This window comes from Psychrobacter sp. 72-O-c, assembly GCF_904846605.1.
GTDB lineage: Bacteria > Pseudomonadota > Gammaproteobacteria > Pseudomonadales > Moraxellaceae > Psychrobacter.
The window spans coordinates 41,055-64,982 of sequence record NZ_CAJHBI010000020.1; the positions used below are offsets into that span (position 1 = coordinate 41,055).

At 44.3% G+C, this 23,928-nt stretch carries 19 protein-coding genes and 1 pseudogene; 12 read left to right on the top strand and 8 right to left on the bottom strand.

The window, feature by feature from the left end; translation table 11 throughout:
• Positions 1–4 precede the first annotated feature (4 nt).
• The 8 genes and pseudogenes from JMX97_RS08805 (at position 5) to cysE (ending at position 11,095) form a co-directional block, all read left to right on the top strand.
• Positions 5–1,489, top strand: a complete 1,485-nt coding sequence (locus tag JMX97_RS08805) for an FAD-linked oxidase C-terminal domain-containing protein (RefSeq protein WP_201557088.1) — start codon at positions 5–7, stop codon at positions 1,487–1,489.
• Positions 1,486–2,553 carry a glycolate oxidase subunit GlcE gene (gene glcE / locus JMX97_RS08810; protein WP_201557090.1) on the top strand — a complete coding sequence of 356 codons (1,068 nt, stop codon included), beginning with the start codon at positions 1,486–1,488 and terminating at the stop codon, positions 2,551–2,553. Before JMX97_RS08805 ends, glcE begins: the two co-directional genes overlap by 4 nt.
• Before the next feature lie 67 nt (positions 2,554–2,620).
• Positions 2,621–3,832, top strand: coding sequence for a glycolate oxidase subunit GlcF (gene glcF, locus JMX97_RS08815; RefSeq protein WP_201557092.1), 1,212 nt, complete (start codon positions 2,621–2,623; stop codon positions 3,830–3,832).
• Between the two features lie 151 nt (positions 3,833–3,983).
• Positions 3,984–4,155 (top strand): annotated as a pseudogene (locus JMX97_RS14015) (DUF4236 domain-containing protein); the annotation flags it as partial.
• A gap of 572 nt (positions 4,156–4,727) precedes the next feature.
• The gene (gene dnaE / locus JMX97_RS08825) at positions 4,728–8,423 is read left to right on the top strand and encodes a DNA polymerase III subunit alpha (protein ID WP_201557095.1); all 3,696 of its coding nucleotides are present in this window, start codon (positions 4,728–4,730) and stop codon (positions 8,421–8,423) included.
• Between the two features lie 78 nt (positions 8,424–8,501).
• The gene (locus JMX97_RS08830) at positions 8,502–8,903 is read left to right on the top strand and encodes an Hpt domain-containing protein (RefSeq protein ID WP_201557097.1); all 402 of its coding nucleotides are present in this window, start codon (positions 8,502–8,504) and stop codon (positions 8,901–8,903) included.
• Positions 8,903–9,853: an RNA methyltransferase gene (locus tag JMX97_RS08835; protein ID WP_201557099.1), complete on the top strand. Its 951-nt coding sequence runs from the start codon at positions 8,903–8,905 to the stop codon at positions 9,851–9,853. The genes JMX97_RS08830 and JMX97_RS08835 overlap by 1 nt, the downstream gene beginning before the upstream one ends.
• 318 nt (positions 9,854–10,171) lie before the next feature.
• Positions 10,172–11,095: a serine O-acetyltransferase gene (cysE, locus tag JMX97_RS08840; protein ID WP_201557101.1), complete on the top strand. Its 924-nt coding sequence runs from the start codon at positions 10,172–10,174 to the stop codon at positions 11,093–11,095.
• Positions 11,096–11,162: 67 nt separating this feature from the next.
• Here the strand turns inward: cysE and JMX97_RS08845 are convergent, their stop codons facing one another.
• The 6 genes from JMX97_RS08845 to pheA form a co-directional block, all read right to left on the bottom strand.
• Complete coding sequence (locus JMX97_RS08845) at positions 11,163–11,642, bottom strand: 2-amino-4-hydroxy-6-hydroxymethyldihydropteridine diphosphokinase (protein WP_227671587.1); 480 nt, start codon at positions 11,640–11,642, stop codon at positions 11,163–11,165.
• 24 nt (positions 11,643–11,666) lie between these two features.
• Positions 11,667–12,092: a dihydroneopterin aldolase gene (folB, locus tag JMX97_RS08850; protein WP_201557103.1), complete on the bottom strand. Its 426-nt coding sequence runs from the start codon at positions 12,090–12,092 to the stop codon at positions 11,667–11,669.
• Between the two features lie 83 nt (positions 12,093–12,175).
• Positions 12,176–13,117 carry an EamA family transporter RarD gene (rarD, locus tag JMX97_RS08855; RefSeq protein ID WP_201557105.1) on the bottom strand — a complete coding sequence of 314 codons (942 nt, stop codon included), beginning with the start codon at positions 13,115–13,117 and terminating at the stop codon, positions 12,176–12,178.
• A gap of 241 nt (positions 13,118–13,358) precedes the next feature.
• Positions 13,359–15,713: a bifunctional prephenate dehydrogenase/3-phosphoshikimate 1-carboxyvinyltransferase gene (locus tag JMX97_RS08860; protein ID WP_201557107.1), complete on the bottom strand. Its 2,355-nt coding sequence runs from the start codon at positions 15,711–15,713 to the stop codon at positions 13,359–13,361.
• Between the two features lie 89 nt (positions 15,714–15,802).
• Positions 15,803–16,942 (bottom strand): histidinol-phosphate transaminase, encoded by a 1,140-nt coding sequence (gene hisC / locus JMX97_RS08865; protein ID WP_201557109.1) that lies wholly within the window; start codon positions 16,940–16,942, stop codon positions 15,803–15,805.
• A 117-nt stretch (positions 16,943–17,059) separates the two neighbouring features.
• Positions 17,060–18,250 carry a prephenate dehydratase gene (gene pheA, locus JMX97_RS08870; RefSeq protein ID WP_227671586.1) on the bottom strand — a complete coding sequence of 397 codons (1,191 nt, stop codon included), beginning with the start codon at positions 18,248–18,250 and terminating at the stop codon, positions 17,060–17,062.
• A gap of 417 nt (positions 18,251–18,667) precedes the next feature.
• On the opposite strand from pheA, the gene JMX97_RS08875 reads away from it, so the two are divergent.
• Together JMX97_RS08875 and JMX97_RS08880 are read left to right on the top strand one after the other, a co-directional pair.
• Complete coding sequence (locus JMX97_RS08875; protein WP_201557111.1) at positions 18,668–19,609, top strand: transaldolase; 942 nt, start codon at positions 18,668–18,670, stop codon at positions 19,607–19,609.
• 121 nt (positions 19,610–19,730) lie between these two features.
• A complete protein-coding gene (locus JMX97_RS08880) occupies positions 19,731–20,174 on the top strand; it encodes a hypothetical protein (protein WP_201557113.1) in 444 nt (147 codons plus the stop codon).
• Positions 20,175–20,253: 79 nt separating this feature from the next.
• Here JMX97_RS08880 and JMX97_RS08885 read toward each other — a convergent pair whose 3' ends face one another.
• On the bottom strand, positions 20,254–20,823 hold the full coding sequence (locus JMX97_RS08885; protein ID WP_201557114.1) for an adenine phosphoribosyltransferase: 570 nt from the start codon (positions 20,821–20,823) through the stop codon (positions 20,254–20,256).
• Positions 20,824–21,171: 348 nt separating this feature from the next.
• Here JMX97_RS08885 and JMX97_RS08890 point away from each other — a divergent pair, with 348 nt between their 5' ends.
• Both JMX97_RS08890 and JMX97_RS08895 read left to right on the top strand, forming a co-directional pair.
• A complete protein-coding gene (locus tag JMX97_RS08890; RefSeq protein ID WP_201557116.1) occupies positions 21,172–21,336 on the top strand; it encodes a rubredoxin in 165 nt (54 codons plus the stop codon).
• Between the two features lie 29 nt (positions 21,337–21,365).
• Positions 21,366–22,406, top strand: a complete 1,041-nt coding sequence (locus tag JMX97_RS08895) for an alpha/beta fold hydrolase (RefSeq protein ID WP_201557118.1) — start codon at positions 21,366–21,368, stop codon at positions 22,404–22,406.
• Positions 22,407–22,522: 116 nt separating this feature from the next.
• Here the strand turns inward: JMX97_RS08895 and JMX97_RS08900 are convergent, their stop codons facing one another.
• Positions 22,523–23,584: a WG repeat-containing protein gene (locus JMX97_RS08900; protein WP_201557120.1), complete on the bottom strand. Its 1,062-nt coding sequence runs from the start codon at positions 23,582–23,584 to the stop codon at positions 22,523–22,525.
• Positions 23,585–23,928 lie beyond the last annotated feature (344 nt).

A 23,928-nucleotide genomic window follows, 5' to 3' on the forward strand; every position in this document is an offset into this window, starting at 1 on the left:
CAGTATGAACCAGAGCGAAAGACCAGATAAAGCCGCATTAGCGCATATGTTTCGGGCATTTATTGAGCCTGAGTATGTGATCAGTGATGAGGAAACTCAAAGGCCCTACGAGTGTGACGGCTTATCTGTATATTGTGATATGCCATTGATAGTGGTGTTACCAGATACGGTCGAGCAGGTACAGGAAGTAATGCGACTCTGCTATCGCTATCAAATTCCGGTGGTGGCGCGTGGTGCTGGCACGGGTCTTTGTGCAGGTGCCATGCCCAACCCGGATGGCGTATTACTGGTGTTGTCTCGTTTTAAACATATTCTTGAAATTGATCCCCTAGCGCGTAGCGCGCGCTTGCAACCAGGTGTACGTAACTTAGCCATTAGTGAAGCGGCGAGCATCTATGGTTTATATTATGGTCCAGACCCCTCCTCACAAATTGCCTGTACGATAGGCGGTAATGTCGCGGAAAATTCTGGCGGCGTGCATTGTCTTAAATATGGATTAACGGTACATAACTTGTTGAAAGTAGAAATGGTCACTGTTGAAGGAGATCTGATTAGCATAGGTAGTGAGGGTCTAGACAGTAACGGCTTCGATCTAATGGCCTTGATTACCGGTTCTGAGGGGTTGCTTGGCATAGTTACTGAAGTGACGGTTAAACTATTACCTAGCCCTGAAAAGGCACAGGTGATTATGGCAGCTTTCGATAATGTACAGACAGCAGGCGACGCGGTAGGTGATGTGATTGCTAAAGGGATTATTCCGGCTGGCCTCGAGATGATGGACAGCCTAGCGATTATAGCTGCCGAGGCCTTTGTTCATGCTGGTTATCCTACCGATGCTAAGGCGTTGCTACTATGTGAACTAGATGGTAGCGAAGCTGAGGTTCAAGAACAGATCGCGGAAGTCGAGCAACTTTTTATTCAGCTGGGTGCTACCTCAACTCGGGTATCTCAGAGCGAGGCGGAACGCGCTTTATTATGGAAAGGCCGTAAGTCAGCGTTTCCGGCCGTAGGTCGGATATCAGCGGATTACTATTGCATGGATGGCACCATTCCTCGTAGCCAACTTGCTCATGTACTGACTGAGATGCAACAACTCTCAGAGCACTACGGTTTACGAGTGGCCAACGTGTTTCATGCGGGCGATGGCAATTTACACCCATTAATCTTATTTGATGCCAATGTGCCTGGTGATTTTGAAAAAACCGAAGAGTTTGGCGGTCGCATATTAGAGTTATGCGTGGAAGTGGGCGGCTGTATCACCGGTGAACATGGCGTAGGCATAGAAAAAATTCGGCAAATGAGGGTACAGTTTAACGAGCAGGAGTTACGCCAGTTTCACGCTATTAAACACGCCTTTGATCCTGCTGGCACTCTCAATCCGGGTAAAGGAATTCCTGTGTTGAAAAATTGTCAGGAATATCGTGCACTAGATATAGGCAAAGGCGATATGGGTAAAAGTGAGTCAAGGCAGCAGGGAGAACCAGCATGAGTGATAAAGACATCAGTCATGAGCTAATCGAGCGGGTTAAACAGGCCAGCGCTGACGGTACTAAGTTGAAAATAATGGGTGGTGGTAGTAAGCATTTCATGGGTCGCCAATCGGAGGGTGAGCCCCTTAGTATTACAGGGCACAGCGGTATTGTCAGTTACGAGCCGATTGAACTGGTGCTTACCGCTCGAGCAGGTACACCGTTGGTCGAGATCAATGCTGCTTTGACCAAGCACAATCAAAGATTAGCGTTTGAGCCGCCGTTATTTGATGGACGAGCTACCTTAGGTGGCACTTTAGCTTGTCATTTATCTGGACCAGGGCGACCGTGGAATGGCTCGGTAAGAGACCATGTACTAGGTATTCGCTTAATTAACGGGCGCGCAGAAGAACTACGCTTTGGTGGGCAGGTAATGAAAAATGTGGCGGGATATGATGTCTCACGCATGCAGGCTGGCGCGATGGGGACCTTAGGGGTTATCAGCGAAGTCAGTCTAAAAGTAATGCCCAAGCCTGCCACCACCATGACCCTCAAACAAGAAATGAATGCGGCTCAAGCCATTGTAGAGATGAACCGTTTGGCGGGACAATCCAAACCCCTAACTGCGGCTTGTTGGTTTAACAATCATCTCTACTTGCGTTTGGAAGGCGCTCGTAGTGCGGTAGACAGTACCGTTAGTCAGTGGCCAGGCACAGTGCTAGAGGATGGAAATGATCTGTGGGCACAGTTACGCGAGCAGGATTTGGACTACTTTTCTGGCCAAGATGCTCCCTTATGGCGGTTTTCAGTTAATAGTAATGCCCAGCACTTTTTGCCAGAGGCAGGTTGGCTGCTTGACTGGGGTGGTAGCCAACGCTGGCTACGCGGTGATTTTGCAGCGGATGAATTAGAAGCGCTGGCTGAGAGCGCGGGTGGCCAAGTAAGCCTTTATCGTGGTGGCGATCGACTGCAAGACGTTCTTCACACACAGCCCGAGGCGCTGCGTCAACTTCACCAGCGGCTTAAGCACGCCTTCGATCCCGCTGGAATCTTTAATCCCGGTCGTCTCTATAGCTGGATGTAATATCTGAATATAGTAGCTATATTTAATATCTGAATGGAACAGCTAAAAGTAATAATAAGAGGACATCATGCGTACCCAAATTAATGTGAAGTATCTGGATCACCCAGAAATTGAGGAAGCCGATTCTATTTTGCGTAGCTGCGTACACTGTGGATTTTGTAATGCGACTTGTCCCACTTATCAAGAGCTAGGCGATGAACGAGATGGTCCACGCGGACGTATTTATATGATTAAGCAGCTGTTAGAGACTGGTGATATTAGTGAAAAATCGCAGACTCACTTAGACCGTTGTTTGACCTGTCGTAGTTGTGAGACCACTTGCCCTTCTGGCGTAAAATATGGCCGCTTGGCCGAAATAGGCCGTGGCATCATGGAAGATCAGCTAGAACGACCTTTTCAGCAAAAGCTATTGCGCTGGTTGATACGTAAGGTTTTGCCCTACTCACGTCGCTTTGGGGCTTTATTACGGTTAGGACAGTTAGGGCGACCCCTGTTGCCTAGCAGTTTGAAGACTAAGGTGCCAGATAGACAGGTTAAGCGCTCTTTGCCAACACAACAACATACTCGCCAGATGTTAGTACTAGGAGGATGTGCTCAACCTTCAGCTACCCCCAACACTAATATTGTGGCGGCACGTGTGCTCGACAAATTAGGCATTAGCTTGTTTACAGCGCCTGAAGCTGGATGCTGCGGGGCAGTGAGTTATCATCTTTCTGCCCATGAGGAAGGGCTGGCATTTATGCGCCGTAATATCGATGCTTGGTGGCCCCATATTGAAGCAGGGGTAGAAGCCATTGTCATTAGTGCCTCTGGCTGCGGCACTATGGTCAAAGATTATGGTGAAAAACTGCGCCAAGACCCTGCTTATGCGGCTAAAGCACAACGGGTTGGTGAGTTGGCCAAGGATCTTGGTGAAGTATTATTTAAAGAAGATTTAAGTCAGCTAGAGTTGCAAGGGATAGGTCGCAAAACAGCCGTACACTGCCCTTGCTCGTTGCAACATGCTCAGCAATTGGGTGGTCAAGTTGAACAAATTTTACAGCAAGCCGGTATTGAGCTAACCCGTACCAAAGACGGACACTTATGCTGCGGTTCTGCGGGAACCTACTCGATACTTCAACCAGAGATGAGCCAGCAATTACTGACCAATAAGTTAGCGGACTTAACGATAGATAATCCAGAACAGATAGTGACCGCTAACATTGGTTGCCAGCTGCACTTAAGCACCAAATCATCAGTACCGGTGAAGCACTGGATTGAGTTGCTAGATCCGCAGTAGTGTTGCAGCTTATAAATTCATCTTAAACCTTATACTCAGACTGACTTAGTTTGCTATAGTTTCAAACAAACCTAGTGAAGCCGTAGTGGCCATAATACAATTCATTAAATATTATGTTGTGCTAACACCTTCGAATAAGTGAACAATAACTATGGGTCTTCGATTTAGAAAAAGCATTAAAATCGCACCTGGTGTGCGTATCAATCTGACTAAAAAAGGGGTCTCCAGCCTCTCAGTTGGTAAACGCGGCGCCACTGTAAACTTGGGTAAAAAAGGCACGCGTGGAACCGTTGGGATCCCCGGTAGTGGTATGTCACATTCTTCTTATCAATCGCACGGTGACTCTAAGCGTCAACCGCAACAACCACTTGTGCAAAATAATAGTACTTCTACTCGCCCGCCTCCGCCGCCAATACACGATATTGAGACTGATACCGCGCAAAGACAGGTCAGCATCCTGCTAGGTATAGGCATCTTTTTGGTACCCATTATTTTTGCATGGTTTACGCTTAGACAAGGCTACTCGACAGTCAGCCGCGCCATTAGTATGGTTTGGATGGTTATTTATATTTTTGCTATGCGTTAAAGCAGATTATTCAAAGAGCGTCTACTTGAAGAATAGCTATATGAATTAAACCTATTCAATCTCATTAAAAATCAATCTTTATGCCACCTCCCTCAGACTAACACCATTGAATAAGTGGCTGTTATCACCAATTAATGCTATTATTATCGGTTAAGATTAAGAAGATAAAACAAGGCTACTAACGTCTTATTTTTATATAAACCACTGATAATTAAGATGTTATAAAATATAATCTATATATACTTTGGGCTTTATCTTAACGTCCAATTAGCATATCCTCATTTTTGATTGCATTAGTAAGAGTCCTCTATGGCATTTGTACACCTTGGCATTCACAGCGAATACTCGATTACCGATTCTATCGTGCGTATCAAGCCGCTAGTTAAAGCAGCAGCGGCGGACAAGCAGCGTGCGCTGGCATTAACTGATTTATCCAACCTTTATGCCACGGTGAAGTTTTATCGCGCTTGCCTAGGGGCTGGCATCAAACCCATCATTGGTAGTGAAATCATCATGGACGATGAGGACTCGCGCTTAGTATTATTGGCGATGAACAATGAGGGTTATCAGAATATCACCCGTATTGTGTCGCTTGGGTTTACTGAAGGGCGTGCAGACTTTGCCAATCACGGCGTACCTATCGTTAAGCGCAGCCACATTCTTGAGCATGCGGCTGGTGTGATTGTACTGTTTACCGAAAAGTCAGATGTCGGTCAAGCTTTGGTTAGCTCCATGCCAGAGAGAGCCGATGAACTGCTTCTCGAGTGGCAAGCACAGTTTGATAACCGCTTATACTTTGCCATCAAACGTACCAATCGCGCTGGTGAAGACGCCTTTACCAAAACCGCTATTCATGCCGGTGCCAAACACAATATTCCTATCATTGCGCATAATGATGTGCGTTTTTTAGAGCAAGATGACTTCGATGCCCATGAAGCCCGTGTCTGCATCGCTGGCTCTTATGTATTGGCCGATCCTAATCGTCCGCAAACCTATTCAGATGAGCAGTATCTAAAGACCCAAGAGCAGATGCAGCAGTTATTTGCTGATATTCCACAAGTGATTGATAACACTTCACGACTGGCCACACGTTGTAATGTTACCTTGACCCTAGGTATCAATGTGCTGCCAGAGTTTCCGGTTCCTGAAGGTGAAACCACAGAATCATTCTTTCGAGCAGAATCGCAGCGCGGTCTTGAGCAACGTTTAGAGAAACTCTTTCCAACAGATAAGCGTAGTGATAACTGGGCCGATATCCGGCAGAAATATGACGACCGTTTAGAGTATGAGCTTAATATCATTCTATCAATGGGCTTCCCCGGCTATTTCTTAATCGTCATGGACTTTATCCGTTGGGCAAAAGCCAATGGCGTCCCGGTTGGTCCTGGCCGTGGTTCCGGTGCTGGCTCGCTGGTCGCCTATGCGTTAAATATTACCGACCTTGACCCTATTCATTACGATTTATTATTTGAGCGGTTTTTGAACCCTGAGCGGGTATCGATGCCCGACTTTGATATTGACTTTTGTATTGAAGGTCGCGATAAAGTTATCGATTATGTCGCCCAAACCTATGGCCGAGAAGCGGTCTCGCAAATCATTACCTTTGGTACTATGGCCGCAAAAGCCGTAGTACGTGACGTCGCGCGTGCACAAAGTAAATCGTACTTTCTTGCCAGCAAAATGTCTAAACTTATACCTAAGACTCCAGGGATAACGCTCAGTCAGGCACTAGAACAAGAGCCACAGCTCAAAGACCTGATCTCCAATCCTGACAATATGGATTATGACGATGCCACCGAAATTTGGGAAATGGCTATCAAACTTGAAGGTGTTTGTCGAAACGTGGGTAAACATGCCGGTGGGGTACTGATTGCACCGCATAAGATCACTGACTTTAGCGCCATTTATTGTGATGACGACGGTCACCGCGTGAGCCAGTTCGATAAAGATGACGTTGAAGCGGTTGGTCTGGTGAAGTTTGACTTTTTAGGTCTGCGTAACCTAACCGTGATTAGTGCGGCAGTCAAAAACATCAATCTACGCCGAGCTAAAGAAGGTGTAGCCGAGTTGGTGTTAGAGGATTTACCATTAGATGACAGTAAAGCGTATAAGCTATTGCAGGATGCTAAGACTACTGCCGTCTTTCAGCTCGAAAGTATGGGCATGAAAAAATACTTAGCCAAGTTGCAACCAACCAATATCGAAGACGTTATTGCCATGTGTGCGCTTTATCGTCCAGGCCCACTTGATGCCGGCATGGTAGAGATGTATATCGACCGGAAACATGGCCGCGAAGAAGTTATTTATGACCATCCTAATCTTGAACCTATTTTAGAAAATACCAACGGCGTTATCGTCTACCAAGAACAGGTCATGAAAATATCACAGGTCATGGCTGGATATAGCTTAGGCGGTGCGGATATGTTACGCCGCGCTATGGGTAAGAAAAAACCTGAAGAGATGGCCAAACAGCGTGATATTTTCATCACCGGTGCGACTGAGCAAGGTATCGATGAAGTCACATCGGGCGGCGTGTTTGATCTGATGGAAAAGTTTGCCGGCTACGGTTTTAACAGATCGCATTCTGCTGCTTACGGGGTTCTGGCCTATCAGACGGCTTACCTCAAACAATACTACCCTGCTGAGTTTATGGCAGCGGTACTAACCTCTGATATGAACAACACGGACAACGTAGTATTCTTTATTAATGACTGCCGTGAAAACTTTGGCTTAACCGTAGTGAATCCTTCTGTTAACCGTAGTGAGTGGCATTTTGTCGCTGATACCCCGACCAATATTATCTATGGATTGGGCGCGATTAAAGGGGTTGGTGAAGGTGCGGTTGAATCGATTGTGACGGCACGCCGCCATGATGGACATTTTAAAGATTTATATGACTTTTGTCGCCGTGTCGATATTAAAAAGGTCAATAAGCGCACCCTAGAGGCGTTAGTCAGCGCCGGCTGTTTTGATGACTTTGCTGCAACCTTGCGTCCTGACTTGCCAGCCGATGAAGCTTACGAGATTCGTGGCGCGCTGATGAGTCAGCTGCCAAGTGCCGTACAAGCTGCTGAGCAAGACCGTCAAAATAAAGAAATCGGTATGATGGATTTGTTTGGTGAAATGGATGGTGTGGTAGCTGCGCCGCCATTAGTCATGACTGCAGAGCTGATTTGGGGTGATAAGCACCGCCTAAAAGCCGAAAAAAATACTTTAGGATTATACTTAACCGGACATCCTATTGACGAGTATCGTGAAGAGCTAAACCGCTATACCTCAGGTGCACGGCTTGATAAGCTTACTGACACTGGCTATAACGGCAGTTGCTATTTTGCCGGCTTAATTATCGATATGGCCAACTTTGGCAATCGCAACGTGATAACCTTAGATGATGGCACTTCGCGATTAGAGGTCAGCTGCTATGCTGAACGCTTTAACCGTGTTAAAGACCAGCTAAAAGTCGATGAAGTAGTGGTCATAAAGGGTAGCATACGTGAACGTGATGGTCGTCTTTTTGCCCGCCTTGATAATGTATTAACTATGGTCGATGCACGTCTGCGTTGGTTAAAAAAGATTAGCATTAAAGTTCATGGTAGCGATATCAATCTATTAACACGCTTGCAACCACTACTAAAATCAGCACAAGCTGACCTAATACCAGCACCGCGTTTGTCTTATGATAATGATCAGGACGAGCAAAGCAATGCTGGCACTTATGACCCTGCTATGGGTGGTAGCTTATATGATGAAGCAGGCAATGATTTATTGACCAACAATCAAAACATCGGACAAGATATAGAGCAAGACTATGCTAATAATGCCCTTAGTAACACAGACACCTCTATTAATGACAACTGTATGCCGCTTGGACTGAGTGTGTATGAAGATTATGGCATTGCTAATGTAGGACTGTCTGAGCATTGGCGCGTTTACCCCAATGATGACAACTTACAGCAGCTAAAAAACATGATTGATGAAGAAAACCTACACTTTCATTATAATTAACATTTCTATTGCAACTAGCATTCTCCATTATAACTGACTGATTAAAACAACACCTTTTACTTTATTGGATATTTAATCATGGCCAACACTCATCATAGTAACGATAGTAGGAATAACACCAATAATAGTAGCAGTGCTGATGATGAAGTTATCAATCATGAACAGTTTGAAGACATGCGCGACTTGCTAGAAGAAGATTTCGCAGACTTAGTACAGAATTATATCGCTGACAGTCAGCAGCGAATTAAACTACTGCGTGCTACTCAAGTTGCCAATGATAATGCCAATGGCTTTGAAGCCGCTCATACTTTAAAAGGTGCGAGTGCCAACCTAGGTGCGACGCAATTGGTAGCGCTTAGTGGAAAATTACAAGACGCCTGCCGCGAACATACTATCAGCAAGCAAGCCGCACTTATTGAAAAGCTATCGGTAGCATTGCAACATGTCGAACAAGAAATTAACTTACGATTGAGCCAATAATGAGCACTTTTGCATCATCAGCACTCCCTACTTTACCAACTCGCACCGTTAACGATTATTTGTCTTGCCTACAAGTAGTCATGGTGAATACCACTTTGCCCGCTAACATTGGCTCAGCAGCACGCGCCATGCATACTATGGGCTTGTCACGTCTGACGGTCGTTAATCCAAAAAATCCTATTGATGATACCAGTGTGTCGCATGCGGCTGGCGGCAACGAAGTGTTATCAGCCGCTATAATGACACCCACGCTAGAGTCTGCGATTGCGGACTGTCAGTTAGTGTTTGCGGCCAGCAGTCGTAGCCGTCATTTGCCGCGTCCAGTAGTAACACCCACCCAAGCCGCAAAAATCATGCTGGATTTTATTGATGGACAAATAAACATTGATAAACAATCAGCTATCGATCAAAAAAACGCTACTGATTCACAAGCAAACCGTGACAGCAACCAGCCTAACATTGCTATTTTATTTGGTCGAGAGGATCGCGGTTTGACCAATGAAGAATTGGCTTGTGCCGATTACCATATTCAAATCGATGCCAATCCTGATTATCCAGTGCTTAATGTCGCCTCAGCAGTGCAAGTTATTGCCAGCTTTATTTTTGCTTACGCTCAGACACACGTTAATACTGTTGATAAAGCCATCAATATAGCAGCTAATAATGATAGTCATCACGATAGCAAAGACATCAATAATCTAAATACAACAGCGCAACCAACATTAAATTTGCATACCCGTCAGCAATGGGATGAACCTGCTATTACCCAGCAGCAATTACAGCAGCTAACGGGGCGCACCACCGAATTAATGGTTCAGCGCGGTATTGCGGATGCCGATCATTTGAAATCGCTGCCTGCGCGTCTGTCTCGGCTCGGTTCGCGGGTCCAGCTCGACCAAAAAGAATATCAGCTGTTAAGCGCCTTGCTTGCCAAACTCTTGAAAGACTAACCCCCCCCCTTTCATAGTTATAGGGAAACATAGACGTGGACGATAAACTGGCACTAATTTGTTAGTTTGTTTGTATTTTATAGAGCCATGCTATATTTTACGGCGTAAAGCTGTTATAACTTTAAGAGACGTGATTAGAGAAACACTTAAAGATTTATCATTAAAAGTGCCTCTTCCTATGTTTATACACAAAGCCTTACTATAGAATAAATTACAATATTATAAAAAACTTACAATCAAAGCTTATGCTCAAAATTAGGGATAGCATTATCCTTCTCTTATTAACGACATTTTACTGACTAATAGATAGGATGCTTTATGTCATTGCCAACCGCCTTGTTCAAAACGCTTGCCAGCATCAAAAAAGACTTAAAAGAAGATATCGATGCGGTCTTTACCCGTGATCCAGCTGCGCGTAACAGTATTGAAGTGCTACTCACCTACCCTGGGATTCATGCGCTTATTTTACATCGTGGCGCGCATTGTCTATGGCAGCATGAACAGAAATTTGCGGCGCGTGCTATCTCTTATGGCTCACGTATCATTACTGGCATCGAAATTCATCCTGCCGCCAAAATTGGTAGACGCTTCTTTATTGATCATGGCGTTGGCGTAGTTATCGGTGAGACCGCTGAGATTGGCAATGACGTTACCTTATATCATGGCGTCACTCTCGGCGGCGTCTCACAGAATAACGGTAAGCGTCACCCCACATTAGAAGATGGCGTAACTGTCGGTGCGGGCGCAAAAGTCTTGGGACCATTTACTGTTGGTAAAAATGCTAAGATTGGCTCAAATGCGGTAGTGGTCAAGCCCGTTCCAGCAGGTGCAACTATGGTCGGCGGTGCAGCACGCATGATTTCAGATTATCATGACGAAAAAGGCAATCCAATCGCGACCAAAGTTAGCGATGCCAAACAGCAAGAAAAAGCTGCGAAAGCAATCATTACAGACGCCAATAGCAAACCTTTAGACAACCAAAATAGCAATCACAGCTCAGCACGTAAAACAGCATTTCAGGCTTATGGCATTGACCCCTCTTCTAACGATCCCGTTGCTGAGGCTTTTGCCAAAATGCTCGAGCATATTCAGCAATCAGAGAATCGTCTTGATCAATTGCAAGCAGCCATGTGTAAGATGGACCCTGACTTTTGCAAAAAAGAGTATGACAAACTGTGCTTAGAGGATTTGGATGTGATCGGTAAAAGTGATATGAAAGAGGCAGACGCTGGGCAGAAGTAGGTTTGTAATTCAAGGGCTGGGCTAAAAGCGCAGCCTGTTTTTTATAGCTAAATTATAGTGAGAAAATTTAAAAACTAAAACCCCTTCCCGCCGCCAATTCCACAATTCCTGCACTCTCATGCGCTTTAAACGGATAACGATCTGCCATAACTGTCCACTCCTCAATATCGATTAACTTTATTAGCAAAATATCAATATCCATCGTGACTTGCCGTATGGTTGTCAGATCCGCTTGACGACGCCTATCGCAATCACCTTCAAGCCTTTTAAACATCTGCTGTAACTGCTGTAAGGTCATTGGTGAGTCTAGTAATAGATATACACCTTGATTGGTATAGTCAAGTTTTGGCTGCTCTAAAGTGGCGGTAAAGTCAGGGTTTTGAAAACTAGTAGACAGCTGAACCGCACCAAGCGCAGTAAGCTGTTGACGGATATGCGGCAGATAATACTCAGCCTTGTAGTTGCTGCCCAGAGCTAATATTACTGCTGTTACAGTTTGGTCTTGCAACCGTTTGGGCTCGCATTTTTCTAGTTTTGAGACATCCAAAATCAGTGTCCTTTATGCATCGTCTTATGAATCATCAGATTTACTATCTGCAGGCTCTTTTTCAGTACTTTTGGTTTCATCTACTTTGGCATAACGAGTAATTTGTACCCCAACTGCCTCTGCTGGTTTAATGGCGGTAGGCTTAGCAACGCTCAAAGTGACTTTATGACAACGATAAGTCGCTAGTAATTTACTAGCAATTTTCTCGGCTAAATGCTCAAGTAATTGGGCTTTAAGCTCTTGGCACCACATACTGACATCATCACAGACTTCTTTATAACTTAGCGCATGATTAACGTCATCTGACTCCGCCGCCTGACTGATATCGGTCTCAAGCGCGATATCAATCAATAGTGGCTGAGTAATAGCTCGTTCCCAATCATAAACCCCAATGACCGCCTCGACTTTTAAACCTTTTACAAATACCACATCAGACTCAGTCTGTAACATTTTCTCATCCTTGTTAACTGCATTTCTTAATTGGAAGTTTTAATTTAATTTTATGCACTTAATCATTAGCACTTAATAACAAGCTAATCACGCAGCTGAGCCGCTTTAAGTTGCTTACTTGGGCGATGACGCCACAAGTCAATGCTGAATAATAACAGACCAAACCAAATCAAGCCAAACACGGCCAAGCGGTGCAAATCAAAAGGCTCGTTATAATAAAATACCGCTAAGAAGAAAATAAAGGTCGGAGTCAGGTAGTTCATAAAACTCAGAATACTAAAAGCGACCAGCTTGGTAGATTTATTAAATAGCAGTAACGGTATCAAAGTAATAGGCCCTGCTATCATTAACAGCCAAATATTTGGGGTAAACCAAAAGCTCAGCTGACTACTAACCACATCAGACTGCCAAAACCACCATAGACAAATAGGTACCAACATCGTGGTTTCAACAAACAGCGCGTCAACGGCAGTCAATGGCGTTTGGCGCTGAATCGTGCCATAAGTACTAAAGCTAAACGCTAATATCAACGATATCCACGGCAAACTGCCCAGCATTACCACTTGAATAACCACAGACAAGAGCGCAAACCCAATAGCCACCCATTGTAGTGTGCGCAAACGCTCTTTGAATAATATCATCGATAGCGCCACACCCACCAGTGGCCCGATAAAGTAACCCAAACTGGCCTCTAGTATCTGATCATGATTGACCGCCCAGACGTAAACTAGCCAGTTGGTAGCGATAATCAAGCCTGACATAAAGCTCAACGCTATCCATCTTGGATTTTGCTTGAGCGTTTCAATCCATTGCCAGCGCTTGGTGACTATCAGCACGACTAACAAACACAAGAACGTCCATATGATTCGATGACCAATAATTTCGGTAGCATCATAGGCCGCTAATTGTTTGAAATATAATGGAAAAGTACCCCAGATAGAAAAAGCAATAAGCGCAGTGATAATGCCGCGTCTGGTAGTTTTGATAGGGGTTACTGATTTTTTGACGACATTTTGGGTAGTCATGAGAAAATACAACTTTTTAGAGCAAAGCGGGCCCTCGCCTACTAGTCATAAATGATAAGCAGTCAGCGGCAAGGACGCTGGGTTCACTACATATAGAACAGAAAGTAAAAAGCAATGCGCTAGTGCCGATATTAGCACTAGCGCATTGCTGACGATAAAAATAGTTTTAGAAGGGCAGTTTATCACTATAACTGCCCATTATTTGTTGTAAATAGTCAGTCGTTACTAACCACTAGGATTTTTAAGAAGTCTTATCAGTACCGCTGTCGACCTTAATTGCCATACCAACTTGGTTTGCCAGCTCAGCAAAGCCTGGGAAACTGGTATTTACCGTTTCAACCCCTTCGATCATAATCTGCTCGGAAGCGCGTAAACTGGCAACCGCAAAGCTCATGGCAATACGGTGGTCGTGATGCGATACGATATGACCGCCACCAAAGACGGGTTGGCTGTTATTTACCTTACCGTTTTGACTATTATTACCTTGGCCTTCAATAATCAGTCCATCATCGGTAACGGTACAATCAATACCAAGGGTTTGTAACCCTTCTGCCATTACGGCAATACGATCGGATTCTTTGACACGTAGCTCTTTGGCACCCGTTAATACCGTACGACCTTGCGCACAGCTAGCAGCAATAAATAGTACGGGAAACTCATCAATCGCTAATGGTACCAGTGATTCCGGTATTTCTATACCGACTAAATTAGAGCTACGAATGGTGATATCGGCAACGGGCTCACCACCGACATAGGTTTTATTTCTTAAGGCGATGTCTGCTTGCATCAATTTTAAGATATCAATAATGCCCGTACGGGTAGGATTAATACCCACTTGCGTTAAAGTCAGCTCACTATCTTGGCTAATAGCAGCGGCCACCATAAAGAACGCAGCGGATGAGATATCAGCAGGTACGGCAATATCACCACCCGTTAATTTACCACCGCCCTCAACGCTGATGCGATTACCATCAACCGTCACTTCATAACCAAAGGCCGACAGCATACGCTCGGTATGATCGCGGCTAATCTCAGGCTGGGTGACCGTGGTTGTGCCCTCTGCCCATAAGCCTGCTAATAGTAAGCAAGACTTGACCTGAGCGGATGCCACTGGCATATCATAATCAATACCTTGCAATGGCTTGCCAACTTTAGCGCGGCCTGTAATGCTTAGCGGAGCTGTGCCGCTATGACCGGTGCTTTGGATAACTGCGCCCATGGCGCGAAGTGGCGCAGCAACACGTTCCATCGGACGCTTATTCAAACTGGTATCACCCGTCAATACGCTATCGAACGCTTGCGCGGCTAAGATACCGGACAGCAGACGCATGCTAGTGCCAGAGTTGCCCATATATAAGGGTGTTTTACTGGGTTTTAGACCATTCATACCGACGCCATGAATAATCAATTTACCGTTATCAGGCCCTTCAATAGTCACACCCATATCACGAAAGGCTTGTAGAGTTGCTAAGGCATCCTCACCTTCCAAAAATCCAGTCACATGCGTAATCCCTTCAGCAAGGCTACCGAGCATGATACTGCGATGGGAGATAGACTTATCACCAGGAATAGCAATGGTGCCAGAAACAGTATTGCTAGGCGAAATAATATAAGAAGCTGACATGGCAGAGGTATCCGTATAAGGGGTGCTGGCTAACATATGGCCAAAATGTCGCCGTGCGGCTTGCGCGCGGCCCAAAAGTCCCATCAGGGCGGTCGAGTCTTTATCAATGATAAGCTGGCGCATGTTCTGTAAATAGACGCCATACTCATCAAGGGCGCTAACAATTGCGCTTTGATTGGCAAAAAATATATCATGCCACATTTTTGGGTCACTGGCAGCGATACGGGTAAAATCTCGAAACCCGCCAGCGGCATAACGAAACATATCTAAATTATCATCGTGACTGGCCAATTGCTCAACGAGGTTAAACGCTAACAGATGTGGCAAATGACTGGTATGTGCCAATATCGAATCATGATGACCCGCCTCCATCGCCATCACTGTTGCACCTACCGCTTCCCATAACTGCCGTAACCTGGCAATAGCCACATAACTGGTGGTTGGCAGCTCACAAATAATGACGCTGTGATCGACAAACAAATCGCTGCGGCGAGCATGATAGCCTGAATTTTCTGCACCAGCAATCGGATGCGCAGGCACTAGCCCGACAGGCAGCGCTGTGAATACGTTTTTGGCCGCTTCAATGATATTGACCTTAGTGCTACAGACATCGGTAATGATGCAATCAGCGACAAGCTGACCACTCTCCATAACGGCTTTAATATCAGTAAGTACCGCTTGTACAGCCTGCACAGGAACGGCAATGACGATTAAATCACTACCGAATACGACATCACTGAGTACAGAACTACCCGCATCAAGTAAGCCTTGTTGCCTAGCTTCTGCTAAGCTTGGCTCGTGCCTGTCCACGGCTACCAATCGCGTACTTAAGCCATTGTCTTTGATAGCTTGCGCTAAGCTTGCACCGATTAATCCCAAACCAATAATACAAACCTGCTTAAATAGCGGTTTACTTCGTGAGATTTGATTGACTCGCGTTTGACTGATTGAAGCTTGATTTACTTTTTGCATAATATTCTGAGCATAGACTTTTAATTATCATTTAACTGAACAAGCTTTACTGCTTACTCTACAATGAATTGCATAGTATAGATTGCGGCTTAGTCATCCGTTAGTATAGAGCGCAACGTATCAATTAGGCGCATATTGTCTTCAGCTACCCCAACAGTAATCCGCAACCAATTGGGTAAGCCATATCCAGCGAGTGGACGCACGATAACGCCTTGCTCAAGTAGCGCCTGATAAACATCAATGGCATTATCAATTTCTACCATAATAAAATTGGCATGCGAGCTGATAAAACCCAATCCCAGCGCGTCAAACTGATTCTCTAGCCAGTACATTTGTTCTTGGTTATTGAGGCGAACTTGCTCAATAAAATCTTGATCAGCAAGTGCTGCCGCTGCCGCTGCAAGGCCAATTCGGCTAACATTAAACGGCTGACGAATACGGTTAAGTAATTTGGCTACTGGCGCGGAGCTGAGCGCATAACCAATTCGAAGACCTGCCAGCCCATACGCTTTGGAGAACGTACGTACGATGATGACATTGTCAAATTCATCCAATAACGCCCTATTATTACTCTCAGGGCTATATTCAATATAAGCCTCATCTAACACCACTAATACTGAGCTTGGCAGACTACCAACGAACTTACGCAAGGCTTCACGCTCAAGCTGCGTTCCGGTTGGGTTATTGGGATTAGCAATGAATACCATCTTAGTATTGGCATTATCTTCAACTGCCTGGCGCATCGCTGCAAGATTATGACCGAATCTTTGTGCAGGTACTTCAATACCTGTCGCACCTTGCATCTTCGCCACCATTGAATAGACTATAAACGCATATTGGCTATAAACCACCGCATCATCAGCACTCACAAAAGTGCGTGCTAAGATATCGAGCAAATCGTTGGAGCCATTACCAAGAGTAATGCACTCTAACTTCACATTATTAAAATCAGATAGCGCTTGCTTAAGATAATAACCATTACCATCAGGATAGCGTGCCAGCTGCCCTAACTGTTCAGTAATCGCTAAGGTTACTCGCGGTGAGCAGCCCATCGGATTCTCATTACTCGCCAGCTTGACTACATCAGAGACACCGTACTCGCGGGTTAGCTCTTCAACTGGCTTGCCTGTCTGATACGGTGCCAGCTCTAAGATGCTGTCATAAGCAGGAACTGGTTGCGCTTGGTCTTTGGTTTTAGAGCCGGTTTGAGATGATTTAGTAGACTGCATGATTTATCCTTAGATGTGATTAACCCTCTATTATTGGTATTCATCGTTATTAAGATTGGTTATCAGAATTCTTTATGGCGTCAGGTTAATTCATAAACCCAAACTCATAGCACTACCCTATAGTACCGCTTTTGGATAAGATCCTAATATACGGACATCTTTAACCAAAGGCCGGATATCGGCAATAGCAGCGCTGACGTTTGGATCTTGGATATGACCGTCCATATCGATAAAGAACACATACGCCCACTTGTTCGGACGCTCAGGACGAGTTTCAATACTGGTCATAGAGACGCCATGAGCAGACAATGGCTTTAAGATTTCAATAAGCGCGCCTGCTTTGTCAGAAGCCGAGACTACGATGGAGGTCTTATCTTGCCCTGATGGCGCAATTGACTCGTGGCCAATAATTAAGAAGCGAGTGGTGTTGCTAGGGTTGTCTTCAATATTTGAATAGAGCTTATGCAAATTATATTCTGCAGCTGCCACGTCTCCAGCAATAGCGGCTGAATGCCATTCGTTTTTGAGACGACGTGCAGCTTCACCGTTGCTCGATACGGCAACGCGTTCGATATTAGGGTAGTTCACATCCAACCAATGACGGCATTGGGCAAGTGACTGTTGGTGTGAGTAAATTCGGCTGAGACCATCAAGCTTAGTATGCTCAGCGACTAAGAAATTTTGATGAATGGGCAGCTCAACTTCGCCGATGATTTTCAATGTTGAGGATAAAAATCCATCGAGAGTATGATTGACCACGCCTTCAGATGAGTTTTCGACTGGTACCACACCATACATAGCCGTCCCCGCCTCTACTTCACGGAACACATCAGTAATAGTGGTTAACGGCATAGTATCAGCCGCTTTACCGAAATGCTTTAGCGCAGCGGCATGGGTAAAGGTACCTACAGGGCCCAAGAAGGCAATACGCTGCGGCGCTTCTAGATCTAAGCATACTGACATAATTTCACGAAATAGGCGCGCCATTTTTTCATCAGCGATAGGCCCAGTATTGCGAGCCATCACTGATTTTAGCACTTGCGCTTCACGTTCCGGACGATAAAAAATAGGGTTACGCTCGGCGGCATCAGGAGAAGCATCGCTATTGGCGGCATGATCCTTCTTCACAATCGCTACTTGCTGAGCCAACTTGGCACGGTTATTGATCAAGTTCTGAATTTCGCAGTCTACTTTATCAATATTTTGGCGAATGCGATTTAAAAACGCTTGGTCGGTTGAGGTGTCGCTGACGTCGGGGGTGGTTTGATTTATATTGTCCATTTTTTGCTCTGATGACTGCTCACTCATTACTGTCTATCCTTTTTTTAGATCTGTTATTTATTACTCTGATGCAATTAAATGCCAATCGATTTAGCACATTATTAGTATATTTAAGAATTCACTTATCCCAAGTCATGACCCACTATCAGCTCATTATTCTTTGTTTTTATTAGCTCGCTTAGTGGTATGTGAGGTAGCCGCCTCTACTATAACAAAAACTACGCACAGTGCCCATTCGTAAATGGGCGTAAATGCACAAAACGGCATAAATCTTAGCACAGTTATTGGGTATGACCGCTACGTGCCATAAAACTATCGGCAAACCCATACTCAAAACTATGTTACAGTTTAGTGCTATTTACTGGCAGTACCTTTGATAAGTTTAATAAGCCAGCAACCATAATAAGTAAGCAACCCCGTTAATTGATTATACAAGGATATCTGATGAGTGCATTACAACAGCTTCGCACCATGACCACTATTGTCGCTGATACTGGTGATCTTGCCACTATTGCGCGCCTAAAACCTATTGATGCGACTACCAACCCTAGCCTAATTACCAAGGCGCTCATCCATCCTGACAACCAAGCCATGCTCGCAGACACTATGAATCATCATCAAGGTGACGTAGATGCGGTCATCGATGCACTCACTATCCAAATCGGTTGCGATATTTTAGAATTAATCGAAGGTCGGGTCTCTACTGAGGTAGATGCGCGGTTGTCTTATGATACTCAAGCAACAATTGATAAAGCTTTAGAGTTTATGTCGGCCTATCAAAAGGCTGGTGTCGATCCAAAACGTGTATTAATTAAAATGGCAGCCACTTGGCAAGGGATTGAAGCCGCGCGTTATCTTGAAACCCAAGGTATCCATTGTAATCTAACGCTATTGTTTGGTCAGCATCAAGCGGTGGCTTGTGCCGATGCAGGTGTTACTTTGATTTCACCGTTTGTCGGGCGGATTTTGGATTGGCAAAAACGCCAACAGAACCGCCAAAACGTACCTGCCTCTGATGATATGGGCGTGCAATCGGTCAAGCTGATTTATCAGTACTATAAACAACATGGCTATCAGACGCAGGTAATGGGTGCAAGCTTTCGGTCGGCAGAGCAGATACTGGCTCTGGCAGGTTGTGATTTATTAACTATCGCTCCGAACCTCATTGATGAGCTAGCAGCAATGGATACCACGATTACTCGCCAGCTGTCTCCCAGCATGTCAATGGAGATGGATGACATGAAGCGCGTAAGCTTAACGCATGAAGAATTTAGCCAAGCCTATCAACAGGATAAAGTAACCCAAGACTTATTACCCAAAGGTATTGATGGCTTTATTAACGCTCGTGATGAGCTTGCTCAGACCTTAGCAGCCATACGTAATTAAGATTGGCTATGAAGTATTAACTTCAATAGCGTTAAATAAATGGAATTTGCCTAGTATTTGCCTACTAACAGCAAGTTAGCTATTATGATTGACTTCAAACAACAAGAAGCAGGGCTGGAATATGAAACGGCTATCAATGTTATTAGCAGGCAGTGCTTTGGCTATGAGTGCAAGTGCAGTGGACTGGTTAGATGCCTCAGAAAGTGAGTCCGGATCGAGCTTTAGCTTAGATTTAGACTCTATTGAAAGCTCTGATATTAAAGTGCTAGATGATTATAAAGGTAAATATATTTCTGTTTTTATCAATGGAACCTATCCGGCGGCTAATAAATACAGGAAAGAACATGGTGCCTATTATGACAACCAGCAATTATTGATATCTTGTAAGAATGCCAGTTATTATAGAAGAGCCTATGTGAATTATGGCCCTAATAATAAGGCTATAAAATCTTGGCAATCGGAAAAACCCATATTAACGTCCACAGACTTCAAGCTTACTTCCCCTAAAACAGTAGGTCGGACTATAATAGAACAGACTTGTAGTTATTATAAACAAGTTAAATAAATCACAGTTATACATATCACAAAAAAGCGCGCTGACTTCACATCAGCGCGCTTTTTTTACATTCTTTATCATTAGTTTTTTAAGCTTTTAACACTGTATAAACAGGCACTGGAAACTCACCATGTAAATCAACCAAATCTAGCAACACCAGTGCACCCACTACCGTATGTGATGCTGATTCACACAACTCATAAGCGGTGGTTAGTGTACCGCCAGTCGCTAAGATATCATCGACCAATAGCACACGCTCAGGTGGTAGGTTGTTTTGCATCTCAAGCGTATCTTTACCATACTCTAAAGCATAGGCTTTATTGGCAACAGGTGGTGGCAACTTACCTGGTTTCCGCAGCAAGATCATACCTTTACCCAATCGACCCGCTATCAAGCTTGCAAACACAAATCCACGCGCCTCAACCGCACCCAAACAATCCACTTCATCCATTAGCCCATCTGGCAATGCCGCCAGCATCTCATCTATGACCTCATCAATATGACTGCGCAGTAACGGGGTAATGTCATAAAAATCAATACCCGCTTTGGGAAAGTCTGGTACTGTGCGGATAACCTGCCAAAACGCATGATCAGTATTGAGTATATTAGACGAGTTAGTATCGGACTTTGCTTGTGTAGTAGCGGTGGTAGCGCTCATAATAACCCTTAACTTAAATGACTGAAATAATAATACAACGGCAGTAAATGACTTATAAAGTCTAAAATTAAAGCAGGTAAAGTGTGAAATTAAAGCGGGTAAAGCGTAAAATTAACGCCGGCTATCATAGCATAACCTGCCTTATTATTGCGGCTAGAAACACGAAAGCGCGCAAAAATATGAATGCTTAAATACAATGAAATAGGATCAGTGACTTGATAAAAAATCACTAACCTCAATATACAAGTGTAAACTTAACCTTGCAGAGTAAGGTTATATGCTACACTACGTGCGTTTTTGTGGCCCGCTAACGGGGCATAGAATTAGCAACGATCAAAAGGATTATGTATGAAACGTTATGAATGTATCGTCTGCGGCTGGATCTATGATGAAGCGCTTGGCTGCCCCGAAGAAGGCATCGCCCCTGGGACAAAATGGGATGATGTCCCTGATGACTGGACATGTCCTGAGTGCGGTGTTGGCAAGCTAGACTTTGAGATGATGGAGCTATAAGAACTAGATGATATTAAATAGGAGAGCTCATGACGAACTCAAATTATCCTGATAGTGCTGACTTGCTTAAAGAGATTGATTTGCCTGAACAAATAGGTAATTACCCTACTCCCGCATGGCAAACATTCGGTGAGCATAACTGGCGTGCCTCAGACCTGAGCGATCATCTTTATCAGGCGATGATCGATATTGGTGACGGTATTAACTTATGCGTTGAAGCGGGTGGCAATCCAGATAACCCATCATTACTGATGGTCATGGGATTGGGCTCACAAATGATATTTTGGCCAGACGATTTTATCAAGCGTCTGATTAGTGCTGGATTCTTTGTGATTCGTTTTGACAATCGTGATATTGGGCTGTCCTCAAAAGTACAAATCGAAGGGTTACCGCGTATAAGTCAGTTCAAAATGATGCTGCGTATGCAAACCGGTCTGTCCAACAAAAGCCAACAGGTTGCTTATAATCTGACTGATATGGCAGAGGATACCGTACGTTTGATTAAGGCGTTGCAGCTTGGTCGTACTCATTTGCTTGGCGCATCTATGGGCGGTATGATCGCTCAAATCGTTGCGGCGCGTTATCCAAGCTTAGTACAGCGTATGGCGCTGATGTTTACCACAAACAATCGCGCGTTTTTAAGACCACCAAAAGCTAAGCAGTTGTATACGCTAATCAATCGTCCTGAGAGCCACTCTGAGCGCGATATCGTGCGCCATAGCGTCTGGTTCATGAAAACTGTAGGTACGCCAGGACATGTCAACGTACGAACGGTTCGTGAGATTGCTAAATTACGTTATCAGCGTAACTTTCACCCGTTGGGCACCGTACAACAACTCAATGCTATCTTAGCGTCAGGCTCTATCAGCCGCTTTAGTAAGCAAATCAAAGCACCAACCATTGTTATTCATGGTAGTGTCGACGGACTACTGCCTGCCTCACAAGGGCGCGTGGTTGCTAAAGCTATTCCGAAGGCTAAGTTTCATCTCATAGAAGGAATGGCCCACGATATTCCAGCTTATTATCAGCCTTATCTAGTCGATTTAATCCGCAATCATTTGTTAGGTTAGTTGGCTCTAAAATTCTAATTTATTACAAGCTTAAAAAAAATAGGATAAAACGTATAGGTTGTTCATACGTTTTATCCTATTTTTTTGCGCTAATACCTAAACTTATAACAGACATCTTAATCACAACCGATGCTCTGTCCTCCTTTATCAATACACATTTTATCACCATTCTGAAGGCTGCCAATCCAGGCCTTGCCATCTTTAAATATAAAAGCAGACACGCCTTTATAGATATCATCAGTATCTACACTGCTCTCATCAAAGCGAAAGGGAATAGTCAGCTCACCGCCTAAATTAACAAAGCCCCACTTATTATCAACGCGCACACCAGCCAAACCTTCAGAAAACGGCCGTACGTCATCAAATGAGTAGGTAATCATCGTAACGTCTTTATCATCAATAAATCCCCATTTACCATCCTGCTGATGTGGCTGTAAGGTCGTAAAAGAAGGCGTTTTTGATGGTCTCGATTGTGGAGACGGTATTGCTTGTGAGGACGATGAAGAAGCATTTTTTGATGCTGATAAGGAGTCATCGTTATTTCTAGTACTATCACTTTTCGCATTGGGATTACTAATCGCTTTACCATTTTTATCCACCCAACTGCTGGCTTTGTTTTTACGAACAAGCGCCGTACCGCTACGATAGTTATTAATATCACTAATTGCTGCTGAGAATGGCACGACAATATCATTAGACGTGCTAATAACCCCATAGTTACCGCCTTTCTTTACCACAATACGCCCTTCAGATACGGGTCGTGCCCAGCTTTTGCCACCTGCTTCATTAAGCATGTTGTAAATGGTTGGGATAACCTCGCGACCTTGCATATTGATATAACCGACATGGCTATTACGCAATACAGGTAATAGACCTCCCGATAAATGATCTGTGTCGGCCTGTTGGTAACGTGATAAATCAACCACTTTTTTGCCGCTACTATTGAGTAAGGCCACTGGTGCACCAAAATCTTTGATGGCTAAAAAATAGCTACTATTAGCAGTACAAGAAACGTTTTTATAATAACTTTTAGGCAGTTTACAGCTGGCTGCTTGCGCTACTGGCATGAAAACAACAACACTTAATAAAACACTAAGCGCAAAATGTAACCGCGTGGTCTTTGGCGATAAATAAGATGCTAACAGTACCTGTGATGTTAATAGAGAATCTTGCAGCATAAGTAACCCTAAGCTAGAAATATTTAGAAGTATGTAAAAGTACTGGGAGCATATTGAACGTTAAAAGTTACGTAGAACAAAACATAAAAATAGGAATAATCGGTGAGCCAACTTTATCCGCTATTATTTGTTATTGGTCGCTATTATAAACTGCTAGACTAACAAATGGCTAGGGTAACGCCAATATCAATCCTGTAAGGATGTGACTGTATTATTTGGTGGTGTATCAAAAAGTATGCTGAGTAAATAAAGGAGGGGTGCCAGCCAAAGCAAAGATGCTATATTTGAGGTTATGAAGACACAAATAGAGATTAATTGCCCCGACTGCCACAGTCCTAGTCTTT